General features: G+C 74.0%; 24 protein-coding genes. 19 read left to right on the forward strand and 5 right to left on the reverse strand.

Annotation, left to right across the window (positions count from 1 at the left end; translation table 11 throughout):
* Positions 1 to 27 precede the first annotated feature (27 nt).
* Positions 28 to 1,431, forward strand: a complete 1,404-nt coding sequence (locus HL652_RS11905) for a GNAT family N-acetyltransferase (RefSeq protein WP_171705512.1) — start codon at positions 28 to 30, stop codon at positions 1,429 to 1,431.
* A gap of 56 nt (positions 1,432 to 1,487) precedes the next feature.
* Here HL652_RS11905 and HL652_RS11910 read toward each other — a convergent pair whose 3' ends face one another.
* A complete protein-coding gene (locus tag HL652_RS11910; RefSeq protein WP_171705513.1) occupies positions 1,488 to 1,694 on the reverse strand; it encodes a hypothetical protein in 207 nt (68 codons plus the stop codon).
* A 150-nt stretch (positions 1,695 to 1,844) separates the two neighbouring features.
* Here HL652_RS11910 and HL652_RS11915 point away from each other — a divergent pair, with 150 nt between their 5' ends.
* Complete coding sequence (locus tag HL652_RS11915; protein ID WP_171705514.1) at positions 1,845 to 2,690, forward strand: MBL fold metallo-hydrolase; 846 nt, start codon at positions 1,845 to 1,847, stop codon at positions 2,688 to 2,690.
* Positions 2,691 to 2,885: 195 nt separating this feature from the next.
* Here HL652_RS11915 and HL652_RS11920 read toward each other — a convergent pair whose 3' ends face one another.
* Positions 2,886 to 3,446, reverse strand: a complete 561-nt coding sequence (locus tag HL652_RS11920; RefSeq protein WP_171705515.1) for a TetR family transcriptional regulator — start codon at positions 3,444 to 3,446, stop codon at positions 2,886 to 2,888.
* 101 nt (positions 3,447 to 3,547) lie between these two features.
* Between HL652_RS11920 and HL652_RS11925 the strand changes: the two genes are divergently transcribed.
* Positions 3,548 to 4,474: an SDR family oxidoreductase gene (locus HL652_RS11925; RefSeq protein WP_171705516.1), complete on the forward strand. Its 927-nt coding sequence runs from the start codon at positions 3,548 to 3,550 to the stop codon at positions 4,472 to 4,474.
* 555 nt (positions 4,475 to 5,029) lie between these two features.
* Here the strand turns inward: HL652_RS11925 and HL652_RS11930 are convergent.
* Positions 5,030 to 5,908, reverse strand: a complete 879-nt coding sequence (locus HL652_RS11930; RefSeq protein ID WP_171705517.1) for a LysR family transcriptional regulator — start codon at positions 5,906 to 5,908, stop codon at positions 5,030 to 5,032.
* Between the two features lie 81 nt (positions 5,909 to 5,989).
* On the opposite strand from HL652_RS11930, the gene HL652_RS11935 reads away from it, so the two are divergent.
* Positions 5,990 to 7,270: an MFS transporter gene (locus HL652_RS11935; RefSeq protein WP_171705518.1), complete on the forward strand. Its 1,281-nt coding sequence runs from the start codon at positions 5,990 to 5,992 to the stop codon at positions 7,268 to 7,270.
* 16 nt (positions 7,271 to 7,286) lie between these two features.
* On the opposite strand, the gene HL652_RS11940 is transcribed toward HL652_RS11935, so the two are convergent.
* On the reverse strand, positions 7,287 to 7,505 hold the full coding sequence (locus tag HL652_RS11940) for a DUF1653 domain-containing protein (RefSeq protein WP_253743221.1): 219 nt from the start codon (positions 7,503 to 7,505) through the stop codon (positions 7,287 to 7,289).
* A 25-nt stretch (positions 7,506 to 7,530) separates the two neighbouring features.
* Here HL652_RS11940 and HL652_RS11945 point away from each other — a divergent pair, with 25 nt between their 5' ends.
* The 12 genes from HL652_RS11945 to HL652_RS12000 all read left to right on the forward strand — a co-directional run bounded on the left by HL652_RS11945 (position 7,531) and on the right by HL652_RS12000 (position 20,890).
* Positions 7,531 to 7,842 carry a hypothetical protein gene (locus tag HL652_RS11945; RefSeq protein ID WP_171703400.1) on the forward strand — a complete coding sequence of 104 codons (312 nt, stop codon included), beginning with the start codon at positions 7,531 to 7,533 and terminating at the stop codon, positions 7,840 to 7,842.
* A complete protein-coding gene (locus tag HL652_RS11950; protein WP_171705520.1) occupies positions 7,839 to 8,846 on the forward strand; it encodes an aldo/keto reductase in 1,008 nt (335 codons plus the stop codon). The genes HL652_RS11945 and HL652_RS11950 overlap by 4 nt, the downstream gene beginning before the upstream one ends.
* A 49-nt stretch (positions 8,847 to 8,895) precedes the next feature.
* Positions 8,896 to 9,978, forward strand: a complete 1,083-nt coding sequence (locus tag HL652_RS11955) for a hypothetical protein (RefSeq protein ID WP_171705521.1) — start codon at positions 8,896 to 8,898, stop codon at positions 9,976 to 9,978.
* A 106-nt stretch (positions 9,979 to 10,084) separates the two neighbouring features.
* A complete protein-coding gene (locus HL652_RS11960; RefSeq protein ID WP_171705522.1) occupies positions 10,085 to 10,735 on the forward strand; it encodes a hypothetical protein in 651 nt (216 codons plus the stop codon).
* Complete coding sequence (locus HL652_RS11965; RefSeq protein WP_171705523.1) at positions 10,732 to 12,384, forward strand: protein kinase domain-containing protein; 1,653 nt, start codon at positions 10,732 to 10,734, stop codon at positions 12,382 to 12,384. The genes HL652_RS11960 and HL652_RS11965 overlap by 4 nt, the downstream gene beginning before the upstream one ends.
* A gap of 4 nt (positions 12,385 to 12,388) precedes the next feature.
* Positions 12,389 to 17,104, forward strand: a complete 4,716-nt coding sequence (locus HL652_RS11970; protein WP_171705524.1) for an FtsK/SpoIIIE domain-containing protein — start codon at positions 12,389 to 12,391, stop codon at positions 17,102 to 17,104.
* 11 nt (positions 17,105 to 17,115) lie between these two features.
* Positions 17,116 to 17,415: a WXG100 family type VII secretion target gene (locus HL652_RS11975; protein ID WP_171705525.1), complete on the forward strand. Its 300-nt coding sequence runs from the start codon at positions 17,116 to 17,118 to the stop codon at positions 17,413 to 17,415.
* A complete protein-coding gene (locus HL652_RS11980; RefSeq protein WP_171705526.1) occupies positions 17,415 to 17,708 on the forward strand; it encodes a hypothetical protein in 294 nt (97 codons plus the stop codon). The genes HL652_RS11975 and HL652_RS11980 overlap by 1 nt, the downstream gene beginning before the upstream one ends.
* Positions 17,701 to 19,302, forward strand: coding sequence for a hypothetical protein (locus HL652_RS11985; RefSeq protein ID WP_171705527.1), 1,602 nt, complete (start codon positions 17,701 to 17,703; stop codon positions 19,300 to 19,302). Before HL652_RS11980 ends, HL652_RS11985 begins: the two co-directional genes overlap by 8 nt.
* Positions 19,295 to 19,843, forward strand: a complete 549-nt coding sequence (locus tag HL652_RS11990; protein WP_171705528.1) for a hypothetical protein — start codon at positions 19,295 to 19,297, stop codon at positions 19,841 to 19,843. The genes HL652_RS11985 and HL652_RS11990 overlap by 8 nt, the downstream gene beginning before the upstream one ends.
* Positions 19,840 to 20,535 carry a hypothetical protein gene (locus tag HL652_RS11995; protein ID WP_171705529.1) on the forward strand — a complete coding sequence of 232 codons (696 nt, stop codon included), beginning with the start codon at positions 19,840 to 19,842 and terminating at the stop codon, positions 20,533 to 20,535. The genes HL652_RS11990 and HL652_RS11995 overlap by 4 nt, the downstream gene beginning before the upstream one ends.
* 64 nt (positions 20,536 to 20,599) lie before the next feature.
* Positions 20,600 to 20,890, forward strand: a complete 291-nt coding sequence (locus HL652_RS12000) for a DUF1905 domain-containing protein (RefSeq protein WP_171705530.1) — start codon at positions 20,600 to 20,602, stop codon at positions 20,888 to 20,890.
* A gap of 113 nt (positions 20,891 to 21,003) precedes the next feature.
* Here the strand turns inward: HL652_RS12000 and HL652_RS12005 are convergent, their stop codons facing one another.
* Complete coding sequence (locus HL652_RS12005; protein WP_253743222.1) at positions 21,004 to 22,320, reverse strand: MFS transporter; 1,317 nt, start codon at positions 22,318 to 22,320, stop codon at positions 21,004 to 21,006.
* A 285-nt stretch (positions 22,321 to 22,605) separates the two neighbouring features.
* Between HL652_RS12005 and HL652_RS12010 the strand changes: the two genes are divergently transcribed.
* The 3 genes from HL652_RS12010 to HL652_RS12020 are packed head-to-tail and all read left to right on the forward strand — an operon-like array spanning position 22,606 to position 25,525.
* A complete protein-coding gene (locus HL652_RS12010) occupies positions 22,606 to 23,673 on the forward strand; it encodes an iron chelate uptake ABC transporter family permease subunit (protein WP_171705531.1) in 1,068 nt (355 codons plus the stop codon).
* Positions 23,670 to 24,734, forward strand: a complete 1,065-nt coding sequence (locus tag HL652_RS12015; protein WP_171705532.1) for a FecCD family ABC transporter permease — start codon at positions 23,670 to 23,672, stop codon at positions 24,732 to 24,734. Before HL652_RS12010 ends, HL652_RS12015 begins: the two co-directional genes overlap by 4 nt.
* Positions 24,731 to 25,525: an ABC transporter ATP-binding protein gene (locus tag HL652_RS12020; RefSeq protein ID WP_171705533.1), complete on the forward strand. Its 795-nt coding sequence runs from the start codon at positions 24,731 to 24,733 to the stop codon at positions 25,523 to 25,525. Before HL652_RS12015 ends, HL652_RS12020 begins: the two co-directional genes overlap by 4 nt.
* Positions 25,526 to 25,534: the final 9 nt, after the last annotated feature.

Below are 25,534 nucleotides of genomic sequence, written 5' to 3' on the forward strand. Positions count from 1 at the left end.
GTCGGAGGCGCATCCTAGGATCGCCCCATGCAGCCTGCACTCCCCGACCTCCGCATCGAGCGCGTGGGCACCGAGCATCCCGACTTCGCCCGCCTCGTGGCCGAGCAGGAGCGGGAGGTGATGGCCCGCTACAGCGCGACGGAGCCCGGCCCGCCACTCGCCCCCGGCACGCCGGCCCTGCTGGCGACCGTCGACGGCGCGCCCGTCGGTTGCGTCGCCGTCGCTCGCCTCGACGACGACACCGGCGAGGTCAGGCGCCTCTACGTCGCCCCGCCCGCCCGCCGGGGTGGCCTCGCACGGCAGCTGATGGCCGCGGCCGAAGCCCTCGCGGTCGAGCTCGGCTACCGCAGGCTGCGCCTCGAGACGGGTTCGGCGCAACCCGAGTCGCTCGCGCTCTACCGCTCGAGCGGGTGGGCCGAGATCGCGAACTACGGGTACTACCGCGACGCCCCCGAAGTGGTGTCGATGGAGAAGACAGTGGCAGCGGCGCCCCCCGCCCGGCTCTTCACCTACGACCACGCGCTGCGCGCGGCCCCCGCCTGGTGGCGGGGCGCCCTGGCGATTGTCATGCTCGTCGCCGGGTACTTCCTCACCTCGGTGGTGTTCGGTGCCGCGGCGGTGTTCGTCGACCTCGCGACCGGGGCGTCGACAGTCGACGACCTGGCCGACGGCATCCCGCGGCTCACGCCCGTGCTCATGCTGGCCAACAACCTGGCGCTGGCGTCGCTCTGGCCGATCGCCGTGCTCACCCAGTGGGCGGTGTTCGGCGTGAGGCCGCGCTGGATGTCGTCGGTCGCCGGCCTGTGGAGGTGGCGCTGGATGCTGCGCCTCGCCCTCGTCATCGTGCCGGTGTGGGTGGTCTACGTCGGTGTCTCGCTGCTGCTGGGGCCGCTCGACCCGATCGAGCTCACCGGTTCGGTCGTGGCGATGCTGCTGATCGTCGTGCTCACCACACCGTTCCAGGCCGCGGGTGAGGAGTTCGCGGCGCGCGGGCTGGTGCAGCGCGCGGTGGGCTCGTGGTTCAGGCACCCCGGTGTGGCGTTCGCGGCGGGCACGATCGTGTCGGGTGCACTGTTCGCGAGCGCGCACGCCGCGGCAGACCCGTGGCTCATCGCCTACTACTTCGTGTTCGGCGCCTCCGCGTCGCTCGCCGCGCGCGCCACGGGCGGGCTCGAGGCACCCGTGCTCGTGCATGCCGTGAACAACGTGCTGCTGCTCGTGCCGACGGCGCTCATGGGGCAGACCGATCAGGTGTTCGAGCGGGGCGAGGGGGCGGGAAGCGCGTTCCTGCTGCTGCCCATGGCCCTGTGCCTGGGGGTGGCGGCGTTCAGCGGGTGGTGGGCGCGGCGCGCCGGGGTGGTCACGCGTGCGCCGCTGCCGCCGACCCGGACGCGGGCCCCGGCGCGGGCTGCGCCGAGGTCGCCGGGGTAGGGCCGGTCTCGGCGGTGGGCGGGGGCGACGTCGGGTCGGCCGGCGCGGGCGTCAGGTCAGCCGAGGCGCTTGGCGGCCTTCTTGGCCGCCTTCTCGGCGCTCTTGTAGGCGCGGGTGCGGGCCTTCTTCACGGCCGGGTCGTCCCAGAACTTCTTCGCGGTGTTGCTGATCTCGCGGTAGCGCGAACGTCCGGCTTTGGTGCCCGCGACATACGCGGCGGCGCCCACGGCGACGACGGTGAGCACGGTGAGCGGCTTCGACATGAATACTCCTTCTCGGATCGCCCCCCGCGGTGCCGGGGGCCTCATTTGTGTCTACGCCCCTCGGCGCGCATCCGTAACCCCTCAGAGGCCGCTTCTCGGCGAACCCGGGGCACCGCGACACGCGATGTGGCACGGGCGTAGGGTGTCGGGATGCGCAGCTCGGGCGGGTGGGAAGAGGTCGGCGGCGGCGTGCACCGGCGCCGCTACGATCCGCTCGACGTGTCGATCGGCGTGATCGTGGGTGCGGGAGGCGTCACCGTCGTCGACACGCGCAACAACCCGGCCGAGGCCCGCGAGCTCGCCGCCGACATCGACGCCCGGTTCGGCGCTCCCGTTGTCGCCGTCGTGAACACGCACGCGCACTACGACCACACCTTCGGCAACCAGTACTTCGCCGCCGTCGACGGCCGCCCGCCCCTCTACGGCCACGCCGCGATCGCCCGGCACTTCGCCGACCACGAGCGCCCCCGGCTCCAGGCCGTGCAGCGCGACCCCCGGCGCGAACCCGACAAGTCGTGGGGCGAGGTGACGCTCACCCCGCCCACGATGCCGGTCGACACACGGGTGACGATCGAGCCCGGGGGTCGCCCGATCGAGCTCGTGCCGCTCCCCCGCGGTCACACCGACACCGACCTCGCCGTGCTCGTTCCCGACGCCCGCGTCTGGTTCGTGGGCGACGTCGTCGAGGAGTCGGGCCCGCCGATGTTCGGATCGGGCTCGTTCCCCCTGGAGTGGCCCGCGGCCCTCGACTCGCTCCTCGACCTGATCGAGCCGGGCGACGCGATCGTTCCCGGACACGGCGCGGTGGTCGACCGCGACTTCGTCGAGCGGCAACGCGACGCTTTCGCGGAGATGGCCGCGTTCATCCGCTCGTCCTCCTCCGCCGGCCTCGACATCGATGCCGCGATCGCCGCGGCTCCCTCGCCCGTCGCTGCGCTGTGGCCGCCCTCTTTCGTGGAGTCGGCGCTCCGCTCCGGCTACTCCGCCCTCGACTGAGCCGGCGGCACCCTCCGGCGCCCGCGGCCGTCGGCGCACACCCGAAACGGATGGATGTTCGGGCGTTCACCAGAAGTGGATGGAGGTTTGGCGGCGTGTTGGCGCGGGAGTCCATCGAGATCGGCACGCCGCCAGCCGGGAGGGCGGGGGTCATCGGCATCGGCGCGTCGTCGGCCGGGCGTTGGACCGGCGGGGTCAGGCGGTAAGGGTGCGGAGGTCGGCGAGGGCCTGGGCGATGCAGTCGGGGAGGTTCGGGGCCGAGGGGTCGCCGATCCAGCGCTCGAAGCCGAGTTTGAACACGGCGACGCCGGTCTCGCCGAGCAGCGCGGCCGCGGCCTCGGTGACACCGCGGGCGCGCAGGGCGTCGGCGACGGCCCCCGCGAGGGTCGACATCTTCAGCAGCTCGCGCTCCTGCAGGCTCGGATGCGCCACGATCGCCGCGTAACGCAGTCGCGCGTAGTCGCGCCGGTCGTCGAGCACCTCCCCCGCGGCTCGCATGCCGGCACCGACGACCTCGATCAGGGGGGCGCCGGACGGGGCGGATCCGATGGCGGCGACCACCGCATCCTGAAGCTGGGCCGAACCCTGGAAGAGCACCTCGCGCTTGTCGGCGAAGTGACGGAAGAAGGTGCGCTCGGTGACCCCGGCGCGCTGGGCGATGTCGAGCACGGTCGTGTCGTCGAAGCCGCGCTCGGCGTAGAGCTCGAGTGCCGCGGTGGCGAGGCGGCCTGCCGCATCCGGTTCCCAACGTCCCACGGGTCTCAGTCTAGTCATGTCAGTGGCTGACATGAGGTGTTATGGTCATGTCAGTGGCTGACATCGACCGGTGTCGTCCCGTTGTTCACAAGGAGAGAATCATGCACGTCTTCGTCACCGGAGCATCCGGGTGGATCGGTTCCGCCGTCATCCCCGAACTCGTCGCCGCCGGCCACCGGGTGACCGGCCTCGCCCGCAGCGACGCCTCGGCCGGCGCCGTGCAGAGCTCGGGGGCCGACGTGGTGCGCGGCGAGCTCGACGACCTCGGCGTGCTCCGCGCGGGAGCCGACGCCGCCGACGCGGTGGTGCACCTCGGCTTCAAGCACGACTTCACCCGCTTCGCCGAGTCGGGCCGCACCGAGCGCGCGGTGCTCGAGACCTTCATCGACGCGCTCGACGGCTCGGAGCGGCCCCTGCTGTTCGCCGCCGGGGTGGCCGGCATCACCTCGGGGCGCGCGGTGACCGAGAACGACGTCAACCCGATGGCAGGCCCCGACGCGCCGCGCGGCGGGGGCGAAGAGCTGGCGTTGTCGTCGGTGGCGCGCGGTGTGCGCCCGGTGGCGCTGCGGTTCGCGCCGAGCGTGCACGGCGACGGCGATCACGGGTTCGTCTGGGCTCTCACGCAGATCGCGCGGGAGAAGGGCACCGCGGCTTACGTCGGCGATGGCTCGAACCGTTGGGCGGCGGTGTACCGCTCCGACGCGGCACGGCTCGTGCGCCTCGCCCTCGAGGCGACCGCCGCGGCGACGCCCGATGCACCCGCCCCGCGCGTGGTGCACGCCGTGGCCGAGGAGGGCGTCGCCACGCGCGACATCGCCGCCGCGATCGGCCGCGGGCTGGGCCTGCCGGTCACCTCGATCGCACCCGACGACGCGGCCGACCACTTCGGCTGGATGGCCCGCTTCTTCGGAGCCGACCTCCCCGCCTCGAGCACCTTCACCCGCGAGCGCCTCGGCTGGGCGCCGACCGGCCCCACCCTCCTCGACGACCTCGCCACCGACTCCTACTTCGCCGCCAGCCCGCGGTAGCCGTCGGCCCGCGGTAGGTGCCTGCCTGCTGCAGCCGCTGGTCCGCCGCCGCGAAGCGACGGAGTCTCAGCCCGAGCCGACCGAACGACGGAGCCTCAGCCCACGCCGCCCCCAAAACTCCGTCGATTCGCCAACCGCCAGCGACGAGTGCCGCTCGTCCGCCGCCGCGAAGCGACGGAGCCTGAGCCGACCGAACGACGGAGCCACAGCCCCCGCCGCCCCCGAAACTCCGTCGATCAGGCGGCGGCGGCCGCCGCGACGAGTGCCGCTCGTCCGGCGCCGCGAAGCGACGGAGTCTCAGCCCGATTCGACCGAACGACGGAGCCTCAGCGCACGCCACCCCCGAAACTCCGTCGATCCGCCAACCGCCAGCGACGAGAGCCGCTCGTCCGGCGCCGCGAAGCGACGGAGTCTCAGCCCGAGGCGACCGAACGACGGAGCCTCAGCGCGCGCCGGCCCCGAAACTCCGTCGATCGGGCGGCGGCGGCTGCCGCGTCGGGCGGCGGCGGCCGCCGCGACGCGCGGCGCGCGGCGCGCGGCGGGCGGCGCCGCGGGTCAGCGCGCGGTCGCGCGGATCTCCTCGATCAGCGCCCGGATCTGCGGCCGCCGCACCGCCCCGTGCCGCGCCGCGACCGAGAACACCCACGGGTCGACGGGCGCGGCGAGCGGGAGCTTCACGCATCCGGAGTCGTCGACCATGTCGGGCACCACGGCGACGCCGAGCCCCGCGGCGACGCACGGTCCGACGCTCGGCAGGTCGGCGAGCTCGGCCGAGACGTGCCGGCGGATGCCGTGCTCGGCGAGGATGCGATCGAGCTGCACCCGGTTGCCGAACCCGGGCAGCACGTCGACCCAGTCGTCGCCCGCGAGCTCCTCCAGGGCGACGGAGCTCCGGCCCGAGACGGCGAAGCGGTGCGCGGGCGGCAGCAGCGCGACGAACTCGAAGCTCGCGAGCGCCCACGAGTCGAGGTCGGGCGGCACCGGCACACCCGAGAAGGCGAGGTCGAACCGGCCGTGGGCGAGGTCGTCGATGAGGCCGGTCGAGCCGGTGGGCGAGCCGGCGATCTGCACGTCGACCAGCGGATGCTCGCGCCGGAACCGCCCGAGCGCCGCCGGCAGGTCGAGCACCTGCATGGCCGCGAAGGTGCCGATGCGCACCCGCCCGCGCAGGCCCGAACCCGACTCGGTCGCCGTCTGCCGCAGCGCCTCCACATCGTCGAGCAGCGCACGCGCCAGCGGCAGCAGCGTCTCGCCGGGCGGCAGCAGCCGCACCGCCTTCGTGCTGCGCTCGAACAGGGCGACGCCGAGCTCCCCCTCGAGGCTCTTCAGGCCGGCCGACACCGTCGACTGGGCCGCGAACAGGCGTTCGGATGCGCGGGTGACGCTGAGCTCGTCGGCCACCGTCACGAAATACTCCAGCAAGCGGGTCTCCACGTCTCGATCATAGATCAAAACGATCAGATTCAGAGATACAATTCGTTGGACTCGATGACGAGATCGGCGCATGATCGAAGCATGTCGACCCCTTCGCTGAGCCTGCCGCCCACCGCCTCCACCCCGGCCGTCTCCGTCACCGCCGAGGGGCGCCTGCTCACCCGCCGCCGCATCCGTCTGCCCCACCGGGCGGGCTTCTGGGTGACCGCCGTGGCCTTCCTCGTGATGATGGCGTTCAACACCGTGCCCACCCCGCTCTACGCGCTCTACCAGCAGCGCGACGGCTTCCCGACCGTCATGGTCACCGTGATCTTCGCCGCCTACTCGATCGGCGTGATGCTCTCGCTCTTCCTCGCCGGGCACCTCAGCGACCGCTTCGGGCGCCGCCGGGTGATCCTCACCGCGGTGGTGGTGGAGGTCGTGGCCGCCCTGACGTTCCTCGTCTGGTCGTCGGTGGAGGGACTCGTCGCGGCGCGGTTCGTGGCGGGGCTCGGCATCGGCATCCTCACCGCCACCGCGACGGCGCACCTCGCCGACCTGCGCCGCCTGTCGCATCCGACCGCCACCATCGGTTTCGCCGCCACCATCGCCGGAGTGGCGAACATGGGTGGGCTGGCGCTCGGTCCGTTGATCGGCGGGGTGTTCGCCGAGTGGATCCCGGCGCCGCTCGTCACCCCCTACCTCGTCTTCCTCGCCGCGCTCGTGGCCGTCGGCTTCGCCTACGCGTTCGTGCCCGAGACGGTGGTGCGGGCTCGCACCCGCGCGCCTTACCGCCCGCAGCGCGTGAGCGTGCCCCGCGACTCGCGCACCGCGTACTGGGCGGCCGGCATCGGCGGGTTCGCGGCCTTCGCCATCACGGGCCTGTTCGGATCGGTGGCTCCGACCTTCCTGGCGCAGCTGCTGCACCAGAGCGACCGCTTCGTCGCCGGCGTCGTGTCATTCTCGGTGTTCGGGGCCGCCGCCCTGGCTCAGGTGGTGTTCGCGAAGGTGAGCACGCGCCAGCAGATCGTGCTGGGCGTCGTGCTCATCGTCGCCGGACTGCTCTCGCTCGGCGCGGCGGCCCTCACCGTCGCTGCCGCGCCCTTCGTGCTCGGCGGGATCGTCGCGGGAGCCGGCGTCGGACTGGTGTTCCGCGGGGCTCTCGCCACCGCCGGTGCCCTGGCGATGGAGGGTAGCCGCAGCGAGACCACCGCCGGCATCTTCCTGCTCGGCTTCGCCGGCATGACCGTGCCGCCGCTGCTGGTGGGCGTCGCGCTGCTGTGGGTGCCGCTCGTTCCCGCGTTCCTCGGCTTCGTCGTGCTGGTGCTCGCCCTCATCCTGTGGGCCGGCCCGCGCATGGTGCGCGCGACCCGCGCCGCCTGACGGGCCGCGCGCGCCCTCACTCCACGCGGCGGAAGCGCGGGCCGCGGTAGCCGTCGCGCTCGACGGGCTCGACGAACATGGCGAGCGGGCGCACCCACAGCGAGTGGTCGCCGTAGAGGGTGCGGTAGAGCACCATCCGTTCCTCGGTCTCGCTGTGGGTGACCACGTCGATCACCTCGTAGCGCGACCCCTTGAAGTGCTCGTAGACGCCGGGCTGCGGCTCGTTCTCGGTCACGAACAGCGAGTCTAGGCTGGAAGCGATGCGAGACGACGAACGGATGCGCCAGGCCGACGAGCAGGAACGCCGCGCCCACGAGACCCTCGCCTCCATCGGCCGCGGCGGCGACCTCGGCGCGGAGACCCTCGCCTTGTCGAACGAGTTCACCGACCGGCAGACGGCGCGGCTCGGCGCCTGGCTGCGCCGGTTCGCGCGCGTCCGCCGCGCCCCCGACGCGCACGCCCCGGCCGACGACGCCCACGCACACGACCACGCCGACGACGCCCACCCTCACGCCAACGATGCCCACCTCCACCCCCACGCCCCCGCCGACGACCACGAGGAGGCGCGATGACCGACAGCGCCCCGAAGCCCGGCCCCACCACCCCCGCCGACGAGCCGGAGGGCATCGCCTCGCGACTCGGTCTCGGGCTCGCCGCGCTCGGCCGGCCGGCCTACATCACCTCGGGTCGCGACGCCGATCTGGGCGACCCGGCCCAGCGCTCGGTCGAGGCGATGCGCGAGAACGCCCACCGCATGCTCGACGCCGCCTGGTGGCTCGGGGTGCGCTACATCGACGCGGCGCGATCGTACGGCTACGCCGAGCAGTTCCTCGGGTCGTGGCTCGCCGCGCATCCGGGTCGTCGGGAGGAGCTCACGATCGGCTCGAAGTGGGGCTACGACTACGTCGGCGAGTGGCGCATCGACGCCCCGGAGCACGAACGCAAAGACCACGGGCTCGCCCACTTCGAGCGTCAGTGGCCCGAGACCCTCGAGGCGCTCGGCACCACTCCCGACGTCTACCTCGTGCACTCGCTCACCCCCGAGAGCCCCGTGCTCGGCGACGCCGCCCTGCTCGACCGCCTGCGGGCGCTGGCCGCCGACGGTGTGCGAGTCGGCTTCTCCACCAGCGGACCCGCTCAGGGCGAGGTGATCGAGAGCGCCCTCGCCCTCCCCGATTCCCCGTTCACGGCGGTGCAGACCACGTGGAACCTGCTGGAGCAGTCGGCGGGCGACGCCCTCGCGCGCGCGAACGACGCGCGGTGGCTGATCGTGGTGAAGGAGGCGCTGGCCAACGGGAGGCTCGCCCCGTCGCCCGGAACCGACGACCCCGCCGCCGAGGCGGTCGCGGCACTCGCCGAGGCCGACGACCAGAGCGTCGACGGTTTCGCGCTGGGGGCCGCCGTCGCGCATCCGTGGGCCGACATCGTGCTGAGCGGCGCCGTCACCCGCGCGCAGCTGCGCGAGAACCTCGCCGCCCGGGTTCCCGGCCCCGCGTTCACGGAGGAGGCCCTCGGGGCGCTCGCCGAGCATCCGGAGACCTACTGGCGGGAGCGCTCGGCCCGCGCCTGGACCTGAACGCGGCGGCAGCCCTCGCCGAGCGGCGTGAGGAGCGCTAGCCTCGATCATGGCCATCCCGAGCTCGCCAGACGCCTACGGCAGGGCGCGGCGCGACAAGCGCTTCCGCGAGGCACTGGTGCGGGCCTACGACGGCCGGCACGACGCCCTCGACGCGCTCTGGTGGCTCGGGCGCCCCGATCGGCCCGCTCCCGACGGCACGCCGTCTCCGCACGCCCGACTCGCCGAGCTCGAGGCGGCCGTCTACGGTCCGGATGCGCGACACGGCGACCCCGCGGCACCGGCGGCTCTCGAGGCGCTGCTGGCCGAGCTGGCCGCCGACCGGGCCGCGATCGAGCGGGCCGTGCGGGCGGCGGAGCGGGAGGTGGACGACGCGGCACAGCCCCTTGGGGGCTCAGGCGGCGGTGACTCCTCCGACCTCGCACGCGTCGACGGCCCCCTCGGCACCGCCGACCCCCTCCGCACCGGCGACCCTCTCGGCACCGACCCCCTCGGCGTCGACGACCTCGAGCCTGGCCCCACCGTCCTCGACCCGCGCCGCCCCCGCTCCCCCTCCGCCCTCACCCTCGCCGCGGTCGCCGCAGTCGCCCTCCTCGCGGGCGTCGCCGGCGGGATCGCCCTGGGCAGCGGGGCGCTCGGCGGCCCCTCCGCCGAGGGCGTCTCGGCGGGGTGGACAGGCAACTCCGAAGGCGGCTTCAACGGCCTCGCCCCGGGCGCCCAGGCCTCCCCGGGCGCCACGGTCGACACCCCCGCGGCCCTGCAGATCTTCGACCGCGAGCAGGTGCCGAGCGACCTCCCCCCGGTGCTGCACTCACTGCGGCTGCGCGAGACGACCCTGCGGCCGCTCGGCCCGACCGCCACCGGCGCGCTCTACGCCGCACGCGACGTCGACGACCGGGTGTGCCTCGTGCACGTCGACACCCAGGGGTCGTACGCCGCCTCGTGCGTGTGGCAGACGGCCTTCCCCGCCGACGGCCTGCTGCTGCGGGTGTCGTCGCCGGTGCCGGCACCCGGCCCCGACACCGGGAGCCTCCCCTCCGGCGCGCAGATCTCCGACCTCGAGGTGCGCTGGATGCCCGACGGCACGCTCACCGGCCAGGAGAACCCGATGCAGCTCGACCCCGCCTCCTGACGGGCGGCGCGCATCTCACGATTTGCCCCTCGACCGGGAGGGTCGCGACGGCTACGGTGATGATGTTCGTGCCCGTGACGCCGCCGACCAGAAGAGGTTCCCGCCGATGACCCCGGCTCCTCCCCCTCCCGCGAGGCGATCGCGCGCGGGTGCCGTGGTGCACACCGTGATCAGGGCGGTTCTGGGCGCGACGCTCCTGGTGCTCCTCGTGCTCATCGCCCTGCGCTACGTCAGCGCCCCGTCGAGCACGGTCGCCGACCCGGTCGCCACCGAGACGGCGACGTCAGGGCCGGCGACGCCGTCAGCGACGCCCACACCCACCCCGACGCCCACACCGACGCCGACTCCGACTCTCCCCTCGGCGGGCGACGGCGGGGGCACCGGCGACGGTGGCAGCGGTGGCGGCACCGACGGCGGGGGCACCGGCGGCACGGCCGCCCCGGTGATCGAGTCGTTCACCTCCTCGGGACCTGTCGCCTGCTCGCCGCCCTCCGAGGCCCCCGACGGGAACGTCGGCATCGCCCCCGCACCGGTCGTGAGCTTCAGCTGGACCAGCAGCGGCGGCGAGGAGGCCTGGTTCGGCATCAGCACCTCCGACGCCCAGGCCGCGCCCTTCAGCCAGGTGGGGCTGAACGGCTCCATCTCGCTCGACTTCCAGTGTTCGAACGCCATGGAGACCTACGCGGTGACCGTCGTCGGCCCCGGCGGCAAGACCTCGAAGACCGTCGACGTCGTGAACACGGGGTACGTCGGATGACGGGCCTGCCACCGCTGCTCGACGGCTTCGACTACCTCGACACCCTGGGGTCGGGCGGTTTCGCCGACGTGTTCCTCTACGAGCAGCACCTGCCCCGGCGACGCGTCGCCGTGAAGGTGCTGCACGACGATGCGGTCGACGACGCCGCTGTGGCACGGTTCCGCGATGAGGCGAACCTCATGGCGCAGCTGTCGTCGCATCCGTCGATCGTCACCATCCACCAGGCGGGGGTCACGGGCGACGGCCGCGCCTATCTCGTCATGGAGTACTGCGCACTGCCCGACTACGGCCGGCGGTTCCGGCAGCAGAGCATCCCGGTCGAGGAGGCGCTGGCCGTGGGGGTGCAGCTCGCGGGTGCCGTCGAGACCGCCCACCGCGCGGGCGTGCTGCACCGCGACATCAAGCCCGCCAACGTGCTCGTCACCGACTACCGCCGCCCCGCCCTCGCCGACTTCGGCATCGCCGGAACGGTCGGCACCTCCCACGCGCCCGACGCCTACTCGGTGCCCTGGGCGGCCCCCGAGACCTTCGGCGACGGGGCCGTGCTGCGCCCCACCGCCGACGTCTACTCCCTCGCCGCCACCGTGTACACGCTACTGGCGGGCCGGGCGCCGTTCGAGGTCGTGGGCGGCGACAACACCCCCGACGCGCTTCTCGCCCGGGCCGCCGCGGGAGCTCTGCCCCCCATCGGTCGAGCGGATGTTCCCCCCGCCCTGGAAGCGCTGCTCGCCACCGCGCTCGCCACGTCGCCGACCGCCCGCCACACCTCGGCACTGTCGTTCGGCCGCGCCCTGCAGCAGGCGCAGCAGCAGTTCGGCCTCCCGGTGACCGGGCTTGACGTACTCGACGACCCCTTCGCCCGCGGCACCGGCACCCCGACCGCGGCGTTCCCCGCCACGACCGCGCCGACCGGGGCGGGCGCCGTGGGCGCGGGTGGCGCCGCCGCCGCGGGTGCTGCCACCGCAGGGAGCGCAGCGGGCAGTGCCGGCGGCGCTGCCGCCGCGGGTGCTGCCACCGCCGGGGCCGCAGCCGGCGTAGCGGGCGGCGCCGAGGGCACAGCGGGCGCTTCCGGCGGCGCCACCGCAGCCACCACCGCGGCCGCGACCACGCCGCTCCCGCCTGAGGCCGAGGCCGAGGCCCCGCCTCCCACCCAGCTCTACCCGACCGCGCCGGCTGCGCCGACCGCCCCCACCACCGTCCTCCCCGCGGGTGCCGCAGGGGCGGCGACCGCGCCCGCAGCACCGACCGCCCCGACCGTCGCGTTCCCTCCCGCATCCGCCCCCTCCGGTGCTCCGGGCGCACCGGCATCCGCGACCGCTCCACCCACCGCCCCGACCGTGGCGTTCCCACCCGCGGCAGCGCCCCCGGGTGCCCAAGGCACCCCGGGCACGCCAAGCACCCCGGGCGCGCCGGCGAGCGCCGAGACCCTGATGCGCTCGCACCCCGCACCCGCCGCCTCCGCCCCTGCTGCCCGCGGCGGCGCTCCCCTCGAGTCGACGGTGCGGCGCCCCGCCACCGCCCCGGCCCAGGCGGCCCCGGTGTACTCCGCGCCCGAGCGCCGCAGGCCGCGCTGGCCGGGCGTGGTGCTCGACGTCGTGCTCGTGCTGGCGGTGGCCGGAGCCGCCGCCGTGCTCCTGATCGGGGGCTGAGCGGGTGCGCCTGAAGTTCACGCTGCTGCGACGGAACGCCGGGCCCGCCAACATCGTCGTCACCACCGACGCCACCGCCTCGGTGGGCGACATCGCCGCGGCGATCGCGGCCGCCGACCCGGTCGAACCGACCGCGCCCGGCCCGGTCACCCTGGTCGTGTCGCCGCCCGCCTTCTCGACGGAGACCGTGCTCGTGCCGGGCACTCCGATCGGCGAGGCCGAGATCGGCTCGGGCTTCACGGTGCGCATCACCCGCCCCGCCGATCCCTCCGAGCTCAGCCGCGCCACCCCCGGGGCGATCGCGCGGGTGCTCGCCGGGCCCGACGCCGGCCGCGAGTTCCCGCTGCCGTTCGGCGAGAGCACCATCGGGCGCGACCCGTCGTGCACCGTGGTGCTCGCCGACCCGCTGGCGTCGAAGGTGCACGCGAAGGTGATCGTCACCGACACCCTCGAGGTCGCCGACCTCAACTCGGCCAACGGCCTGCTCATCGACGGCGGCGTGGTCACCCGGGTCACCGTCGACGAGCACCAGAGCGTGGTGATCGGCGACACCGAGCTCGGCTTCCGGCGCCTCGACCGCGCCAGCGCTCCCCGCGTCGCCGAGCGCGGCGGCGTGCTGCCCGTCAACCGGGCGCCGCGGGTGGAGCAGCGCTACCCGGGCCGTTCCTTCCCGTCGCCCGCGGCACCGGCGGCGCCCGAGAAGAGCCGCTTCCCATGGATCTCGCTGGTCGCCCCCTTGGTCACCGGCGCGGCGATGTTCGCCCTGTTCCAGAGCCCCTTCGCCCTGCTGTTCGTGGCGCTCGCCCCGGTGCTCGTGCTCGGCAGCTACCTCGACAACGGTCTCACCCGCAGGCGCCGCCTCGACCAGGAGACCGCCCGCTTCGACGCCGAACTGCACGACCTCACCGTGCAGCTCGCCGAGGAGGTGCCGCGCGAACGCGCCGTGCGGTCGGCCGAGACCCCGGCGACGTCCGAGATCGCCGCCGACGCCCTGCAACTCGGCCCGCTGCTCTGGACCCGCCGCGCCGAGCACTGGTCGTTCCTCGCCCTCCGCCTCGGCACCGGCACCCTGACCAGCCGCAACACCGTCGAACCCGGCCCCGACGACCCGCGGGCCGTGCCCGAGCTCCGCACCAGGGCGCGCGACGCCGTCGCACCGTTCGCGACCATCGCCGACGTGCCCCTGGTCGAGAGCGCCTACTCGGCCGGCGCGATCGGCGTCGCGGGCGAGCGGGCCGCGACCGCCGACTACGTGCGCGGTCTGCTCGTGCAGGCCGCCGGGCTGCACTCCCCCGCCGAGGTGGCGATCGCCGCCCTCACCAGCGCCTCGTGGTCGCCCGAGTTCGCCTGGCTCGGCTGGCTGCCGCACAGCTCCTCCCCCCAGTCGCCGCTCGGGGCGCAGCTGCACCTCGCCGACAGCGCCGCGACGGGCCAGGCCCTGCTCGCCTCGCTCGAAGACCTCGTCGCCGCCCGCGCCTCCACCGAGACCTCCCGCCGCGGGGCGATCGACGAAGCGGATGCGGTGGTCGCCGAGGGCGCCAAAGTCGGCCTCAAGGGCGCAACGGCGCCCCCCGCCGGTCGGCGCGGGCCCGCGCTGCTGCTCGTCGTCACCGACGACGCCCCCGTCGACCGGGCACGACTGGTACAGCTCGCCGAACGGGCGGCCGACGCCGACGTGCACATCCTCTGGCTGGCGTCGACCATCCGCGACCTGCCGGCCGTCTGCCGCAGCTGGGTCGACCTGAGCGGCGGGAGCGACGCGGCGACGGTCGGGCTGGTGCGCCTCGGCGATGCCGTCTCCCCCGTGCGCACCGAGCGCGTCGACCTGCCGCAGGCGACGGCGCTCGCCCGACGGCTCGCACCCCTGGTCGACTCCGGCGCGCGCGTCGCCGACTCGAGCGATCTTCCGCCCTCGGTGTCGTTCCTGGCGCTCGTCGGCGGTGAGTTCGGCGAGACGGCTGCCTCGGTCGTCGACCGCTGGCAGCAGAACGACTCGCTGCACGTATCCGCGACGACCCACGCCCACGCCGCTGCCCCGCCCGGCGCACCTGCCGCACCTGGCGCACCGACCGCCGCACCGGCCCGCCCGGCTCGGCGAGCATCCGGACTCCGCGCCCTCGTCGGGGTGGCCGGCCCCGACTCGATGCACCTCGACCTGCGCGCCCAGGGCCCGCACGCCCTCGTCGGCGGCACCACGGGCTCGGGTAAGTCGGAGTTCCTGCAGGCCTGGGTGCTCGGCATGGCGCTGGAGTACAGCCCCGACCGGGTCACGTTCCTCTTCGTCGACTACAAGGGCGGCTCGGCGTTCGCCGAGTGCGTGGCGCTGCCGCACTCCGTCGGGCTCGTCACCGACCTCAGCCCGCACCTCGTGCGCCGGGCGCTCACGAGCCTCCGCGCCGAGCTGCAGCACCGCGAGCGGCTGCTCGGTCGCAAGAAGGCCAAAGACCTCCTCGAGCTCGAGAAGCGCGGCGACCCGGAGTGCCCTCCGGCGCTCGTCATCGTGATCGACGAGTTCGCCGCGCTCGCGACCGACGTTCCCGACTTCGTCGACGGTGTCGTCGACGTGGCCCAGCGGGGCAGGTCGCTCGGCATCCACCTCATCATGGCCACGCAGCGACCGGCCGGTGTCATCAAAGACAATCTGCGCGCGAACACGAATCTCAGGGTCGCGCTGCGCATGGCCGACGAGCACGACTCCACAGACGTCATCGGCGAGAAGAGCGCCGCCGCGTTCGACCCCTCGCTGCCGGGCCGCGCGATCGCGAAGACAGGGCCGGGCAAGGTCACCCCGTTCCAGACCGCGTACGTCGGCGGGCACACCCGCTCCGAGCCGGAGCGCGCCGCGGTGAAGGTCGCCGAGCTGCGCTTCGGCGCCGAGATCGTGTGGGAGGCGAGAACGGGCGCCGTCGCACCGGCCGTCGAGGAGACGGGCCCGAACGACGAGGCGCGCATCGTCGCGACCATCGGCACCGCGGCGCTGGCGGCCGAGGTGCGGCCACCGCGCCGGCCCTGGCTCGACGAGCTCGCCCCGGTGTACGAGCTGCGCGACCTCGTCGTCGCCGACCGCCGCGACCTGGGCGACGAGGCCGCGACCGGCGCTGCCGGCTTCCCGCTCGGCGTCTCCGACCTGCCCGAGACCCAGGAGCAGCGCACCGCCCGCTTCCTTCCCGACGTCGACGGCCACCTCGCCGTGTACGGCACGGGCGGCTCGGGCAAGACCGTGCTGCTGCGCACCCTCGCCGCTGCGGCCGGGCTCACCTCCGGCAGCGACCCCACCGACGTGTACGCGCTCGACTTCGCCGGCGGTGGGCTCCGGATGCTCGAACGGCTCCCCCACGTCGGCTCCGTCATCGCGGGCGACGACACCGAACGGGTCGCCCGGCTGCTGCGCACGCTGGGCGAGCTGCTCGACCGGCGCGGCCGCGACTTCGCCGCCGTCGACGCGGGTTCGCTCGACGACTACCGCCGCATCGCCGGCGCGCCCGGCACCCCGCGGCTCCTCCTCCTCGTCGACGGATTCCCGGCGTTCCGCAGCGAGTGGGAGGCCGGAAGCGGCAGGTCGGCGCGATACTCCGAGTTCCTTCGCCTGCTGTCGGAGGGCAGGCGGGTCGGCGTGCACGTCGCGTTCACGGCCGACCGCCCCGGCAGCGTGCCCACCTCGGTGAGCTCGTCGGTGCCGCGGCGGGTGGTGCTGCGGCTCTCCGACGACTCCTCCTATCTCATGCTCGACGTGCCCGACGACGTGCTCGGGCAGGGCTCCCCCGCCGGCCGGGCGCTGCTCGACGGGCACGAGACGCAGATCGCCGTGCTCGGCGCCACCCGCAACGTGCTCGAGCAGGCGGCAGCCGTCGAGCGGCTCGCCGACGAGCTGCGTGCGGCGGCCCGGACGAGCGGGCGCGCGGAGGCGGCAGCGATCCGCGCGCTGCCCACCGAGGTGCCGCTCGGCGACTTCCCCGAGCACGTCGCCTCGCGGCCGGTGCTCGGCATCTCCGATGACACGCTGCAGCCGATCGGCTTCGAGCCGTCGGGAGCGATGCTCGTCGCCGGGCCTCCCGGCAGCGGCCGCACCTCGGCCCTGCTCACCCTGGCCCAGTCGCTCCGGCGGGCCGACCCGGGCATCCGGCTGCACTACCTCGGTCACCGGCGGTCGCCGCTCGGCGCCGCGCTCGACTGGGAGGGGCAGGCCACGGAGCCCGAGCGGGTCGCCGAGCTGGCCAGGGCCCTCGCCGCCGAGGTGACGGCCGCGCCGACGCCGGCCGCAGCATCCGGGACCTCCACCGACGGCTCCCCCACCGACGGCTCCTCCAACCCCGGTTCCTCCAACGACGGCTCCCCCACCGACGGCACCGCCCCCGCCCGCCGCATCGCCGTGCTGGTCGAGGGCATCGGCGACTTCCTCTCGACGCCGGCCGACGCGCCGATCGTCGAGCTCATCCGTGCGATCAAGCGCAGCGACCACCTGCTGATCGCCGAGGCCGAGTCGAGCGCCTGGATCTCCTCCTGGCCCCTGCTCGCCGAGATCAAGAACACCCGTCGCGGAATCCTGCTGCAGCCGGAGCCCGCCGAAGGAGAGAGCATCCTGCGCACCGTGCTGCCGCGGGTGGCCCGCTCCGAGTTCCCGCCCGGCCGCGGCTACTACGTCGCCGGCAAGGCCGTGCGGGTGCATCTGCCGCTGCCGGCGGCCACCACCGCATCCCCCACCGCTCCATCCACTGCTTAGGAGAAAACACCATGGCCAACCTCAACGTCACCTACGAGGAGATGACCGAAGCCGCCGGGCGGCTCGACACCGGTCGCGACCAGATGACCACGACTCTCACCGACCTGCGGCGGCTGATCGACCAGCTCGTCGCCGACGGGTTCCAGACCCAGATGGCCTCGGGCGCCTTCCACGAGACCTATCAGAAGTTCACCACGGGCACCACGCAGGCCATCGAGGGGCTGCAGGGCCTGTCGCAGTTCCTGCGGTCGGCGGCCGAGGCGATGCAGAAGACCGACGAAGAGCTCGCCAAAGCGATCAGGCAGGACTGATGGCCGATCTGCTCGTCGACACGGGCCTGCTGCAGGAGCTCGACAGCGCCCTGAAGCTCATCGTCGACACCCTCGACGCCGCGGGCGGCATGAGCCGCTCGACGGCGAGCGCGTGCGGCGACGGGGAGCTCGCGGGGGTGCTGATCGACTTCGCCGACGACTGGGAAGACACCCGGGAAGACATGCTCGAGGCGGTGCGGTCGATCAGCGACGCCGTGCACCTCGTCTCCGACGGCTTCGACAAGCTCGACAGCGAGCTCGTGCGCACCCTGGCGGGGTTGGCGAATGGCTGAGCTCGGCCCGCTGCCGGGCGACCCCGACGTCGTGCTGCGCGACGCCACGCAGTACCTGCGCACCGCAGAGGCGATCGCGCAGGCCGCCGAGCAGCTGCGGCAGCTCTCGGGCGACGGCTTCCGCAGCCACGCGGTGTCGGCGCTGGTCTCGTCGGCCGGAGACGCGGCCTCGTCGATCACGCAGGCGCACGCACGCTACGACGAGGCCTCCCAGGCGCTGCTCGAGTACGTCAGGCCCATGCGCGACGCGCACGACAGGGCTCGGATGCTCACCGCAGCCAGCCACGACCTCACCTACCGCGCCGACGAGGTGCGGGCCCGCTTCGTCGAGGCCGACCAGCAGGCGCAGCTGCCCGGACCCGAGCAGCCCGCCGCCCTCGCCCGGGCGGAGCAGCTGCGCGCCGAGTGGGACCAGCTGCAGCGCGAGCTCTCGCAGGCCGAGACGGAGTGGAACGCGGCCCGCGACCAGCTGAGGCATGCGGCGTCGGTGGCGGCGGCGCGCATCCATCGCGGCAACGAGTTCGGCGACCTGAACGACAGCTTCTGGGACGACCTCGGCGACCTGTTCGACATCGTGCAACTGGTGGCGAACATCCTGTCGGTGGTGCTCAAGATCGTCTCGCTCGTGCTCACCGTGCTCGCCGTGGTGTTCGCCGTGCTCGCCGTGGTGATGCCGTTGTTCGCGGCGGTCGCTGCGGCGCTGTTCGGCTACGCGCAGCTGGTGAACATCGCCATCGCGGTGCTCGCGCTGCTGCAGTTCGCGCTGAACGGGTTCCACCTGCTCGACCTGGTGGTGGCCGGGCTCGCCGTGCTGGCGGCGTTCGGCGGGGCGGCCCTCGGCGGGGCGCTCGGGGCTGCGGCGAAGTCGGCGGCGGCCGGGGCGACCCGCATCGTGGGCGAGGCGGCGAGCTCGGCGATCGGCGAGATCGCGAAGCAGGCCGTGGCGAAGGGCATCGAGGCGGTCACCGACACGGTGGTCGACGGGGTGCTGTCGCTCGGCGGGAGCGAGGCGCGGTCGATCTACGACTCGCTGAACCCGCTCGCGGGAGACTTCCTCGATGCGACCTTCGGCTCGGGTGTCGACTCGTTCACCTCGACCATGGAGGGTCTCGGCGAGAAGGTCGGCGCCGACTTCGCCGAGGGCATCGACGCGAGCGGACTTGGCGCGGCCATCACGGCGGCAGCCGATTTCGGTCGCCCCGCCGCTGCGGCGCTCGGCACCGCGTTCGACTCGGTCTACACCACGGGCTCGAGCATCGCCGACGCCGTCGGGCGGGCGGCGAGCAGCGTGCAGCAGACGCTCGACCAGGCTGCGCGCGACGCCCTCGCGCCCCTCGCGGGGAGCGGGTTCGAGCACGTCGCCGACCGGCTGCAGCACGATCTCGGCAGCGTGCTGGGCGGGCCCGACGTCAGCGACAAGGTGGGCAACCTGGTCAGCGGAGCGCTCGGCGACGTCATCGGCGGAGTGCCCGGCGGCGATCAGCTCGCCCAGGCGGCCGGCGACGGTTTCGGGGGCCTCGCGCAGCGTCTGCACGACGCGGCGGTCGACCCCAAGCTCGCCGCTGTCGCGACGGGGGGTGGTGGGCGTGGTTGAGTTCCGCTACAGCCTCGGCCTCCCCACCGGTTGGCACGAGGTACCCGCGGGTGAGCTCGCAGACGACTCGGCGACGGATGCGCCGCTCGCGCGGGCGCGCCGGCTCGTCTCTGCGGAGGGTCGGCCGGGGCGGAGGTACTTCGTGTACCTCGGCGACGGCGAGCCGACCGGGGCGACGGTGAGGGCGTGGGCGTTCCTCGAGCTCCTGCCGCGCGGCGGCGTGACGATCGACGAGTTCGCGGCGGCGGCCTCGGCCCCGCGGGTCGTCTCGGACGAGGCGACGGTGTTCCGGCGGCAGGCGGAGCGGGTCGAGCTGGCGGGCCTGCCGTGCGTGGTGGTGCACGACGTCGTGGAACCGGGGGGAGCATCCGGTGGCCGGGCGCTTCACCAGCGGCTCGTGGTGACGTACTTCCCCGGCGACCCCGCGGTCGTCGTGAGGTTCGAGGTGTCGAGCCCCGATCTGCTCGTGTTCGACGACTTCGTGCGCTCCGGCGTCGAGTTCGCGAACACGCTGCGTCTTCACGAGGAGGCCCCCGCATGAGCGACGAGTCGGCAGCGAGGGCGCGACGCCCCCGTGACGGCGGTTTCGACTTCGCACTCCCGGGTGACTGGTGGGCCGTGCCGGTCGCGCGCGCCGAGGAGACCGAGCGCGCGGTCACCCGACTGGTGCGCGAGACGGTCGGACGCCGCGACGAAGACGCCACGGCTCGCGCCGAGCTGCGCAGCCGCTTCCTCTTCGCCGCCGATCGCGCCCGGGCGGCCGGGGCCACCCAACTGCACCTGTGCCGCGAGGTGATGCCGGGGGTGCCGCTGCCGGCGACGCTCACGGTGTACCACCCGCGGCTGACACTGCGTCGACTGGGCCCGACGCCCGCCGAGGCGCTGCGGGCGGTGCTGGGCACCATCCGCGAGCCGGAGCCGGAGCCGGAGCCCGAGCCCGTCGTGGGGGCGTCGGCCGACGTCGCCCCCGACACCGACCTCGAGTTCCCCTGCGGCCCGGCAGTGCGCCGCGTGCGCGAGGTCGCCGCCCCCGCCGACTCCCCCGAGGCCGGCATCACCACCCTGGAGGTGGACTACTACCTCGCCACGCCGGGCGACCGCGTGCTCCTGCTCTCCTTCGCCTGCGGACTCCCCACCCTCGCCCCCCAGCTCACCGAACTCTTCGACCTCGTGGTCGCCACCGTGTCCTGTGTACCGGCACCGGCAAGGCCGTCGGCCACGCCCGCATCCTGAATCACCGACCCGGCCCGCGGCCGGCCCTCCCCACTCCCCACTCCCGGCTTCCCGAAAGGACCGCATGCCCGACCTCCCGCAGCCCCTCGACCACTCGTTCACCGCACCGATCGGCGTCGACGTGAAGGGCGAGCTCTGGCCGTGCGTCGAGATGCCTGGCGCGACCGAGTTCTTCGGCACCGGCAAGGCAGTGCGGGTCGACGGCGACGTCGACGGCATCCCCATCGAGAACGTCGGCCTCATGCCCACCGGTACGGGCGGCCTCATGCTCTCCCTCAACGCGAAACTCCGCAAGCGCCTCGGTAAAGACCTCGGCGACCCCGTCACCGTCACCCTCACCCGCCGCCTGACCTGACCCGCGCATCCGCTCGCCCGACCTCGCGACGTCGCCGCCACCGAGCCGCTCAGGGCCGAGGCCGGCGGCGGGCGCACGTCGCCCGGCAGCGGAGTGGGCGCGCCGCGCTCGGGTCAGCGCGGGGCGCCGGCGCGGGGCGCGTCGACGGGCGACCCCGAGCCCGTGCCGGCCTGCGCCGCAGGTCGCCCGCGCGCGATCGACACGCTCACCACCGCCGCCACCGCGCACAGCCCCGCCGCGCCGAACCAGGCGAGCGTGTACTCCCCCGTCGAGTCGCGCACCACGCCCGCCACCGTCGCGGCGATCGCCGCACCCACCTGGTGCGCGGCGAACACCCACCCGAACACCACCGGACCGTCGGCCCCGAACACCTCGCGGCAGAGCGCGACGGTCGGCGGCACCGTCGCCACCCAGTCGAGTCCGTAGATGACGACGAACACGATGATCGGCGGATGCACGGCCTCCGACAACAGGAACGGCAGCACCAGCAACCCCAGCCCCCGCCCCGCGTAGTACACCGCGAGCAGGATGCGCGGGTTCACCCGGTCGGTGAGCCACCCCGAGGCGATCGTCCCGACGATGTCGAAGATGCCGACCACGGCGAGCAGCCCCGCCGCCGTGGTCTCGGGCATGCCATGGTCGTGGGCGCTCGGGATGAAGTGCGTGCCGACGAGCCCGTTCGTCGTCGCCCCGCAGATGGCGAAGCCCGCCACCAGCGCCCAGAAGGTGCGCCGGCGGGCCGCCCGCGCGAGCGTGCCGAGCGCGATGCGCGCGGGGTTGCCCGCGGCGCGGGGAGCCGGCGTCCAGTCGGCCGCAGCACCGAACGGCGTGATGCCGAGGTCGGAGGGCCGGTTGCGCAGGAACAGCAGCACGAGCGGCACCACCACGAACGCGCCCACCGCCACGAGCAGCGACGCCTGCTGCCACCCCTGCTCCTCGACGAGCAGCGCGATGAAGGGCAGGAAGGCGAGCTGCCCGGTGGCGCTGCCCGCGGTGAGCACCCCCACGACGAGCCCGCGCCGGCGCACGAACCACTGGTCGGCGACGGTCGCGGCGAACACGAGCGCCATCGATCCGGTGCCGAGCCCGATCATCACGCCCCAGGTGAGTACGAGCACCCACGGCGCGGTGGCGTAGATGCTGAGCGCCGCCCCCGCTCCCACCAGCAGCAGTGCCGCCGTGGTGACGGCGCGCATCCCGAACCTGGCCATGAGCGCGGCGGCGAACGGTGCCATGAGCCCGTAGAGCAGCAGGTTCACGGTGACCGCGAGCGAGAGCTCGGTGCGCGACCAGCCGAACTGCTCCTCGAGCGGCAGCATGAGCACACTCGGCGCCGCCCGGAACCCTGCGGCGCCGACGAGGGCGAGGAAGGCGACGGCGGCGACGATCCAGGCCGGATGCACGCGGCGGGTTCGCAGCTCGGTCGACACTCCCCGAGTATCGCACCCGGGCGGATTCCGGGGGCCCGTGCCGGGCAGTCCACCTGCCGGTCGACGGCCTTGCGTCTCCCGCCCCAGCCCGGCGGTCTCGGCGTTCGGCGGGCCACCACGACCCGTCCTGGCTTAGGCTAGCCTCACCTGCCCTTAACGACACCTCGCGGGACAGCTGCGCGACACCCCGCGCGACACCCCTGTGCGACACCCCTGCGCGACACCCCACCGACGCACCGCCCCGCCCGACCCCGCCAGCCCGCCACGCCCTGAGGAGGCCCGCTCATGAGCGCCGACCTCGACAGCCTGCGTCTGCCGACCGCCGCGGAGCGCGCCGAGGCACGCGCCTCGACCGGCATCGCCCGCAGCACCGTGACGCGCCTGGCCATCCTCCTCGCCGCCCTGCTCCTGCTCGCCCTGGTCTCGGTGGCGAGCCTGTTCATCGGCTCGGGCGGCTTCTCGCCCGAGGTGGTGTGGCGCGCGCTCACCGAGGGCGGCACCGACACCACCTCCGTGCTCATCACCGACTTCCGGGTGCCGCGGCTGCTGCTCGGGCTCGTGGTGGGCTGCGCCCTCGGGCTCGCCGGGGCCGTGATACAGGCGGTCACGCGCAACCCGCTCGCCGACCCCGGCATCCTCGGCGTGAACTCGGGCGCCTACTTCGCGGTCGTGGTGGCCGTGGCGGTGATGGGCACCGCCGACCTGTCGAGCTACATCTGGTGGTCGTTCGCCGGCGCCGGGATCGCCGCCGTGGTCGTGTACCTCATCGGCTCCCGCAGCGGGGCCACCCCGGTGCGACTCGTGCTCGCGGGCGTCGCGCTCTCGGCGGCACTGCAGGGCGTCACCTTCTCCATCACCCTCCGCAACCCCGACATCTTCGACAAGATCCGGTTCTGGCAGGCGGGTTCGCTGCAGAACCGGCAGCTCGACACGGTGCTCGGCGTCCTCCCGTTCTTCGTCGTCGGCGTGCTGCTCGCCCTGCTCGTCGCCCGCTCGCTCAACGTCGTCGCGCTCGGCGACGACCTCGCCACCTCGCTCGGCGCGAAGATCGTGCGCACCCGCCTCATCTCGGTCGTGGCCATCACTCTGCTCTGCGGCGCCGCGACCGCCGCCGCCGGCCCCATCGCCTTCCTCGGCCTCATGGCGCCGTTCATCGCCCGCGCGATCGTGGGCCCCGACCAGCGCTGGGTGCTCCCTCTCACCATGGTCTTCGCGCCGCTCGTGTTCGTCTCCGCCGACGTCGTCGGCCGCGTCATCGTGCAGGGCGAGATGCCGGTGGGCATCGTCACGGCCTTCGTCGGGGCCCCCGTGCTGGTGCTGCTCATCCGCCGGTCGAAGACACAGGGCCTGTGACCGCCCGCCGCACCGCCCGTCGCACCGCGCGACGCGTCGCCCGCCGCAGCTACCGGGTGGGTCCCGTGAGCGGAGTGCTGCATCCGCGCACCCTCGTCGTGGTCGGAGCGCTCGCCGTCGTCACCGTCGTCGTGGGCGCGTTCTCCCTCACCCAGGGCGAGTACCCCATCCCGCTCGATCAGCTCGTCGCCGCCCTCGGCGGCACGGGTTCCGACGGGGTGCTCCGCATCGTGCTCGACTGGCGGCTCCCGCGAGTGCTGCTCGCCGTGCTCGCCGGCATCGCGCTCGGACTCTCGGGCGCGGTGTTCCAGTCGCTCACCCGCAACCCGCTCGGCAGCCCCGACATCATCGGCTTCAACTCGGGCGCGTTCTCCGGCGCCCTGCTCGTGGGGCTCGTGGCGGGCGGCAGTTACCTCGCCACCGTGACGGGCGCGCTGCTCGGCGGTCTCCTCACCGCGCTCGTGGTCTACCTCCTCGCCTTCCGCCGTGGCGTGCAGGGCTTCCGTCTCATCGTCATCGGCATCGCGGTGGGCGCCGTGCTGAACGCCCTCAACGACTTCATCCAGCTGCGCGCCGACCTCAACGTCTCCATCGCCGCCGCCAGCTGGGGCATGGGCTCCCTGTCGAGCCTCGGCTGGAGCGAGGTCGTGCCGGTGACGATTGCCCTCGCCGTCATCGTGCCGCTGCTGGCGCTCACCGCGGCCAGGCTCCGGATGCTCGAACTCGGCGACGACACGGCACGCGCCCTCGGCGTTCCGCTCGAACGCACCAGGCTGGCGCTGCTCGTGCTCGGCGTCGCGCTGGTCGCGACGATCACCGCCGTGACCGGCCCGATCGTCTTCATCGCCCTCGCCGCGCCGCAGATCGCCCGCAGACTCACCCGCGCCCCCGGCCTTCCGCTCGTGCCCGCGGCGGCGATGGGCGCCGCTCTGCTGCTCGCCAGCGACGTCATCGCCCAGCGCATCATCGCCCCCGCCCAGCTCCCCGTCGGCGCCGTCACCGTCACCCTCGGCGGCGTCTACCTCATCGCAGTGCTCATCTCCCCCCTAGGAAGGCGGTGACCGTGTCCTCTCGTCTCGAGGCGACCTCCCTCCGCGTCGGCTACGACCAGCGCACCATCATTTCCGAACTCGACGTCGCCGTGCCCGACGGCTCGTTCACCGTGATCGTCGGACCGAACGCCTGCGGCAAGTCGACCCTGCTGCGCTCGCTCGCCCGGTTGCTGAAGCCGAGCGGCGGCCAGGTGCTGCTCGACGGCGGTGACATCGCGCGGCTGCCCTCGAAGGAGGTCGCGAAGCGGGTGGGGCTTCTGCCGCAGACCTCGATCGCGCCGGAGGGCATCTCGGTGATCGACCTCGTCTCGCGCGGGCGATACCCGCACCAGACCATCCTCAAGAGGTGGTCGGAGAGCGACGAGGCCGCGGTGGCCAGGGCGATGGAGGCGACGAACGTCACCGAGCTCTCCGGCCGCACCGTCGACGAGCTCTCCGGCGGTCAGCGGCAGCGCGTGTGGGTGGCGATGGCGCTGGCCCAGGAGACCCCGCTGCTGCTGCTCGACGAGCCGACGACCTACCTCGACATCACCCACCAGGTCGAGCTGCTCGAGCTGTTCACCCGCCTCAACCGCTCGGGTGACCGCACCCTCGTGGCCGTGCTGCACGACCTCAACCAGGCCGCCCGCTACGCCACCCATCTCATCGCGATGCGCGACGGGGCCATCGTCGCCGAGGGCGCGCCCGGCGAAATCGTGACCGCCGAGCTCGTCGAGGAGGTGTTCGGGTTGCGCTGCCGCATCATCGACGACCCGGAGTCGCACACGCCGCTCGTGGTCCCGCTGGTGGGAGCGCACTGAGCGGCCCGC

The organism is Herbiconiux sp. SALV-R1 (genome assembly GCF_013113715.1).
Taxonomy (GTDB): Bacteria; Actinomycetota; Actinomycetes; order Actinomycetales; family Microbacteriaceae; genus Herbiconiux.

Bases quoted from the DNA above. Each gene is read 5' to 3' on its own strand.
- HL652_RS11910 (WP_171705513.1), bottom strand. From the start codon at position 1,694: ATGTCGAAGCCGCTCACCGTGCTCACCGTCGTCGCCGTGGGCGCCGCC.
- HL652_RS11955 (WP_171705521.1), top strand. From the start codon at position 8,896: ATGGCCATCCCGAGCTCGCCAGACGCCTACGGCAGGGCGCGGCGCGAC.
- HL652_RS11985 (WP_171705527.1), top strand. From the start codon at position 17,701: ATGGCTGAGCTCGGCCCGCTGCCGGGCGACCCCGACGTCGTGCTGCGC.
- HL652_RS11925 (WP_171705516.1), top strand. From the start codon at position 3,548: ATGCACGTCTTCGTCACCGGAGCATCCGGGTGGATCGGTTCCGCCGTC.
- HL652_RS11935 (WP_171705518.1), top strand. From the start codon at position 5,990: ATGTCGACCCCTTCGCTGAGCCTGCCGCCCACCGCCTCCACCCCGGCC.
- HL652_RS11975 (WP_171705525.1), top strand. From the start codon at position 17,116: ATGGCCAACCTCAACGTCACCTACGAGGAGATGACCGAAGCCGCCGGG.
- HL652_RS11950 (WP_171705520.1), top strand. From the start codon at position 7,839: ATGACCGACAGCGCCCCGAAGCCCGGCCCCACCACCCCCGCCGACGAG.
- HL652_RS11980 (WP_171705526.1), top strand. From the start codon at position 17,415: ATGGCCGATCTGCTCGTCGACACGGGCCTGCTGCAGGAGCTCGACAGC.
- HL652_RS11905 (WP_171705512.1), top strand. From the start codon at position 28: ATGCAGCCTGCACTCCCCGACCTCCGCATCGAGCGCGTGGGCACCGAG.
- HL652_RS11995 (WP_171705529.1), top strand. From the start codon at position 19,840: ATGAGCGACGAGTCGGCAGCGAGGGCGCGACGCCCCCGTGACGGCGGT.
- HL652_RS12000 (WP_171705530.1), top strand. From the start codon at position 20,600: ATGCCCGACCTCCCGCAGCCCCTCGACCACTCGTTCACCGCACCGATC.
- HL652_RS11965 (WP_171705523.1), top strand. From the start codon at position 10,732: ATGACGGGCCTGCCACCGCTGCTCGACGGCTTCGACTACCTCGACACC.
- HL652_RS11915 (WP_171705514.1), top strand. From the start codon at position 1,845: ATGCGCAGCTCGGGCGGGTGGGAAGAGGTCGGCGGCGGCGTGCACCGG.
- HL652_RS12010 (WP_171705531.1), top strand. From the start codon at position 22,606: ATGAGCGCCGACCTCGACAGCCTGCGTCTGCCGACCGCCGCGGAGCGC.
- HL652_RS11945 (WP_171703400.1), top strand. From the start codon at position 7,531: ATGCGAGACGACGAACGGATGCGCCAGGCCGACGAGCAGGAACGCCGC.
- HL652_RS11960 (WP_171705522.1), top strand. From the start codon at position 10,085: ATGACCCCGGCTCCTCCCCCTCCCGCGAGGCGATCGCGCGCGGGTGCC.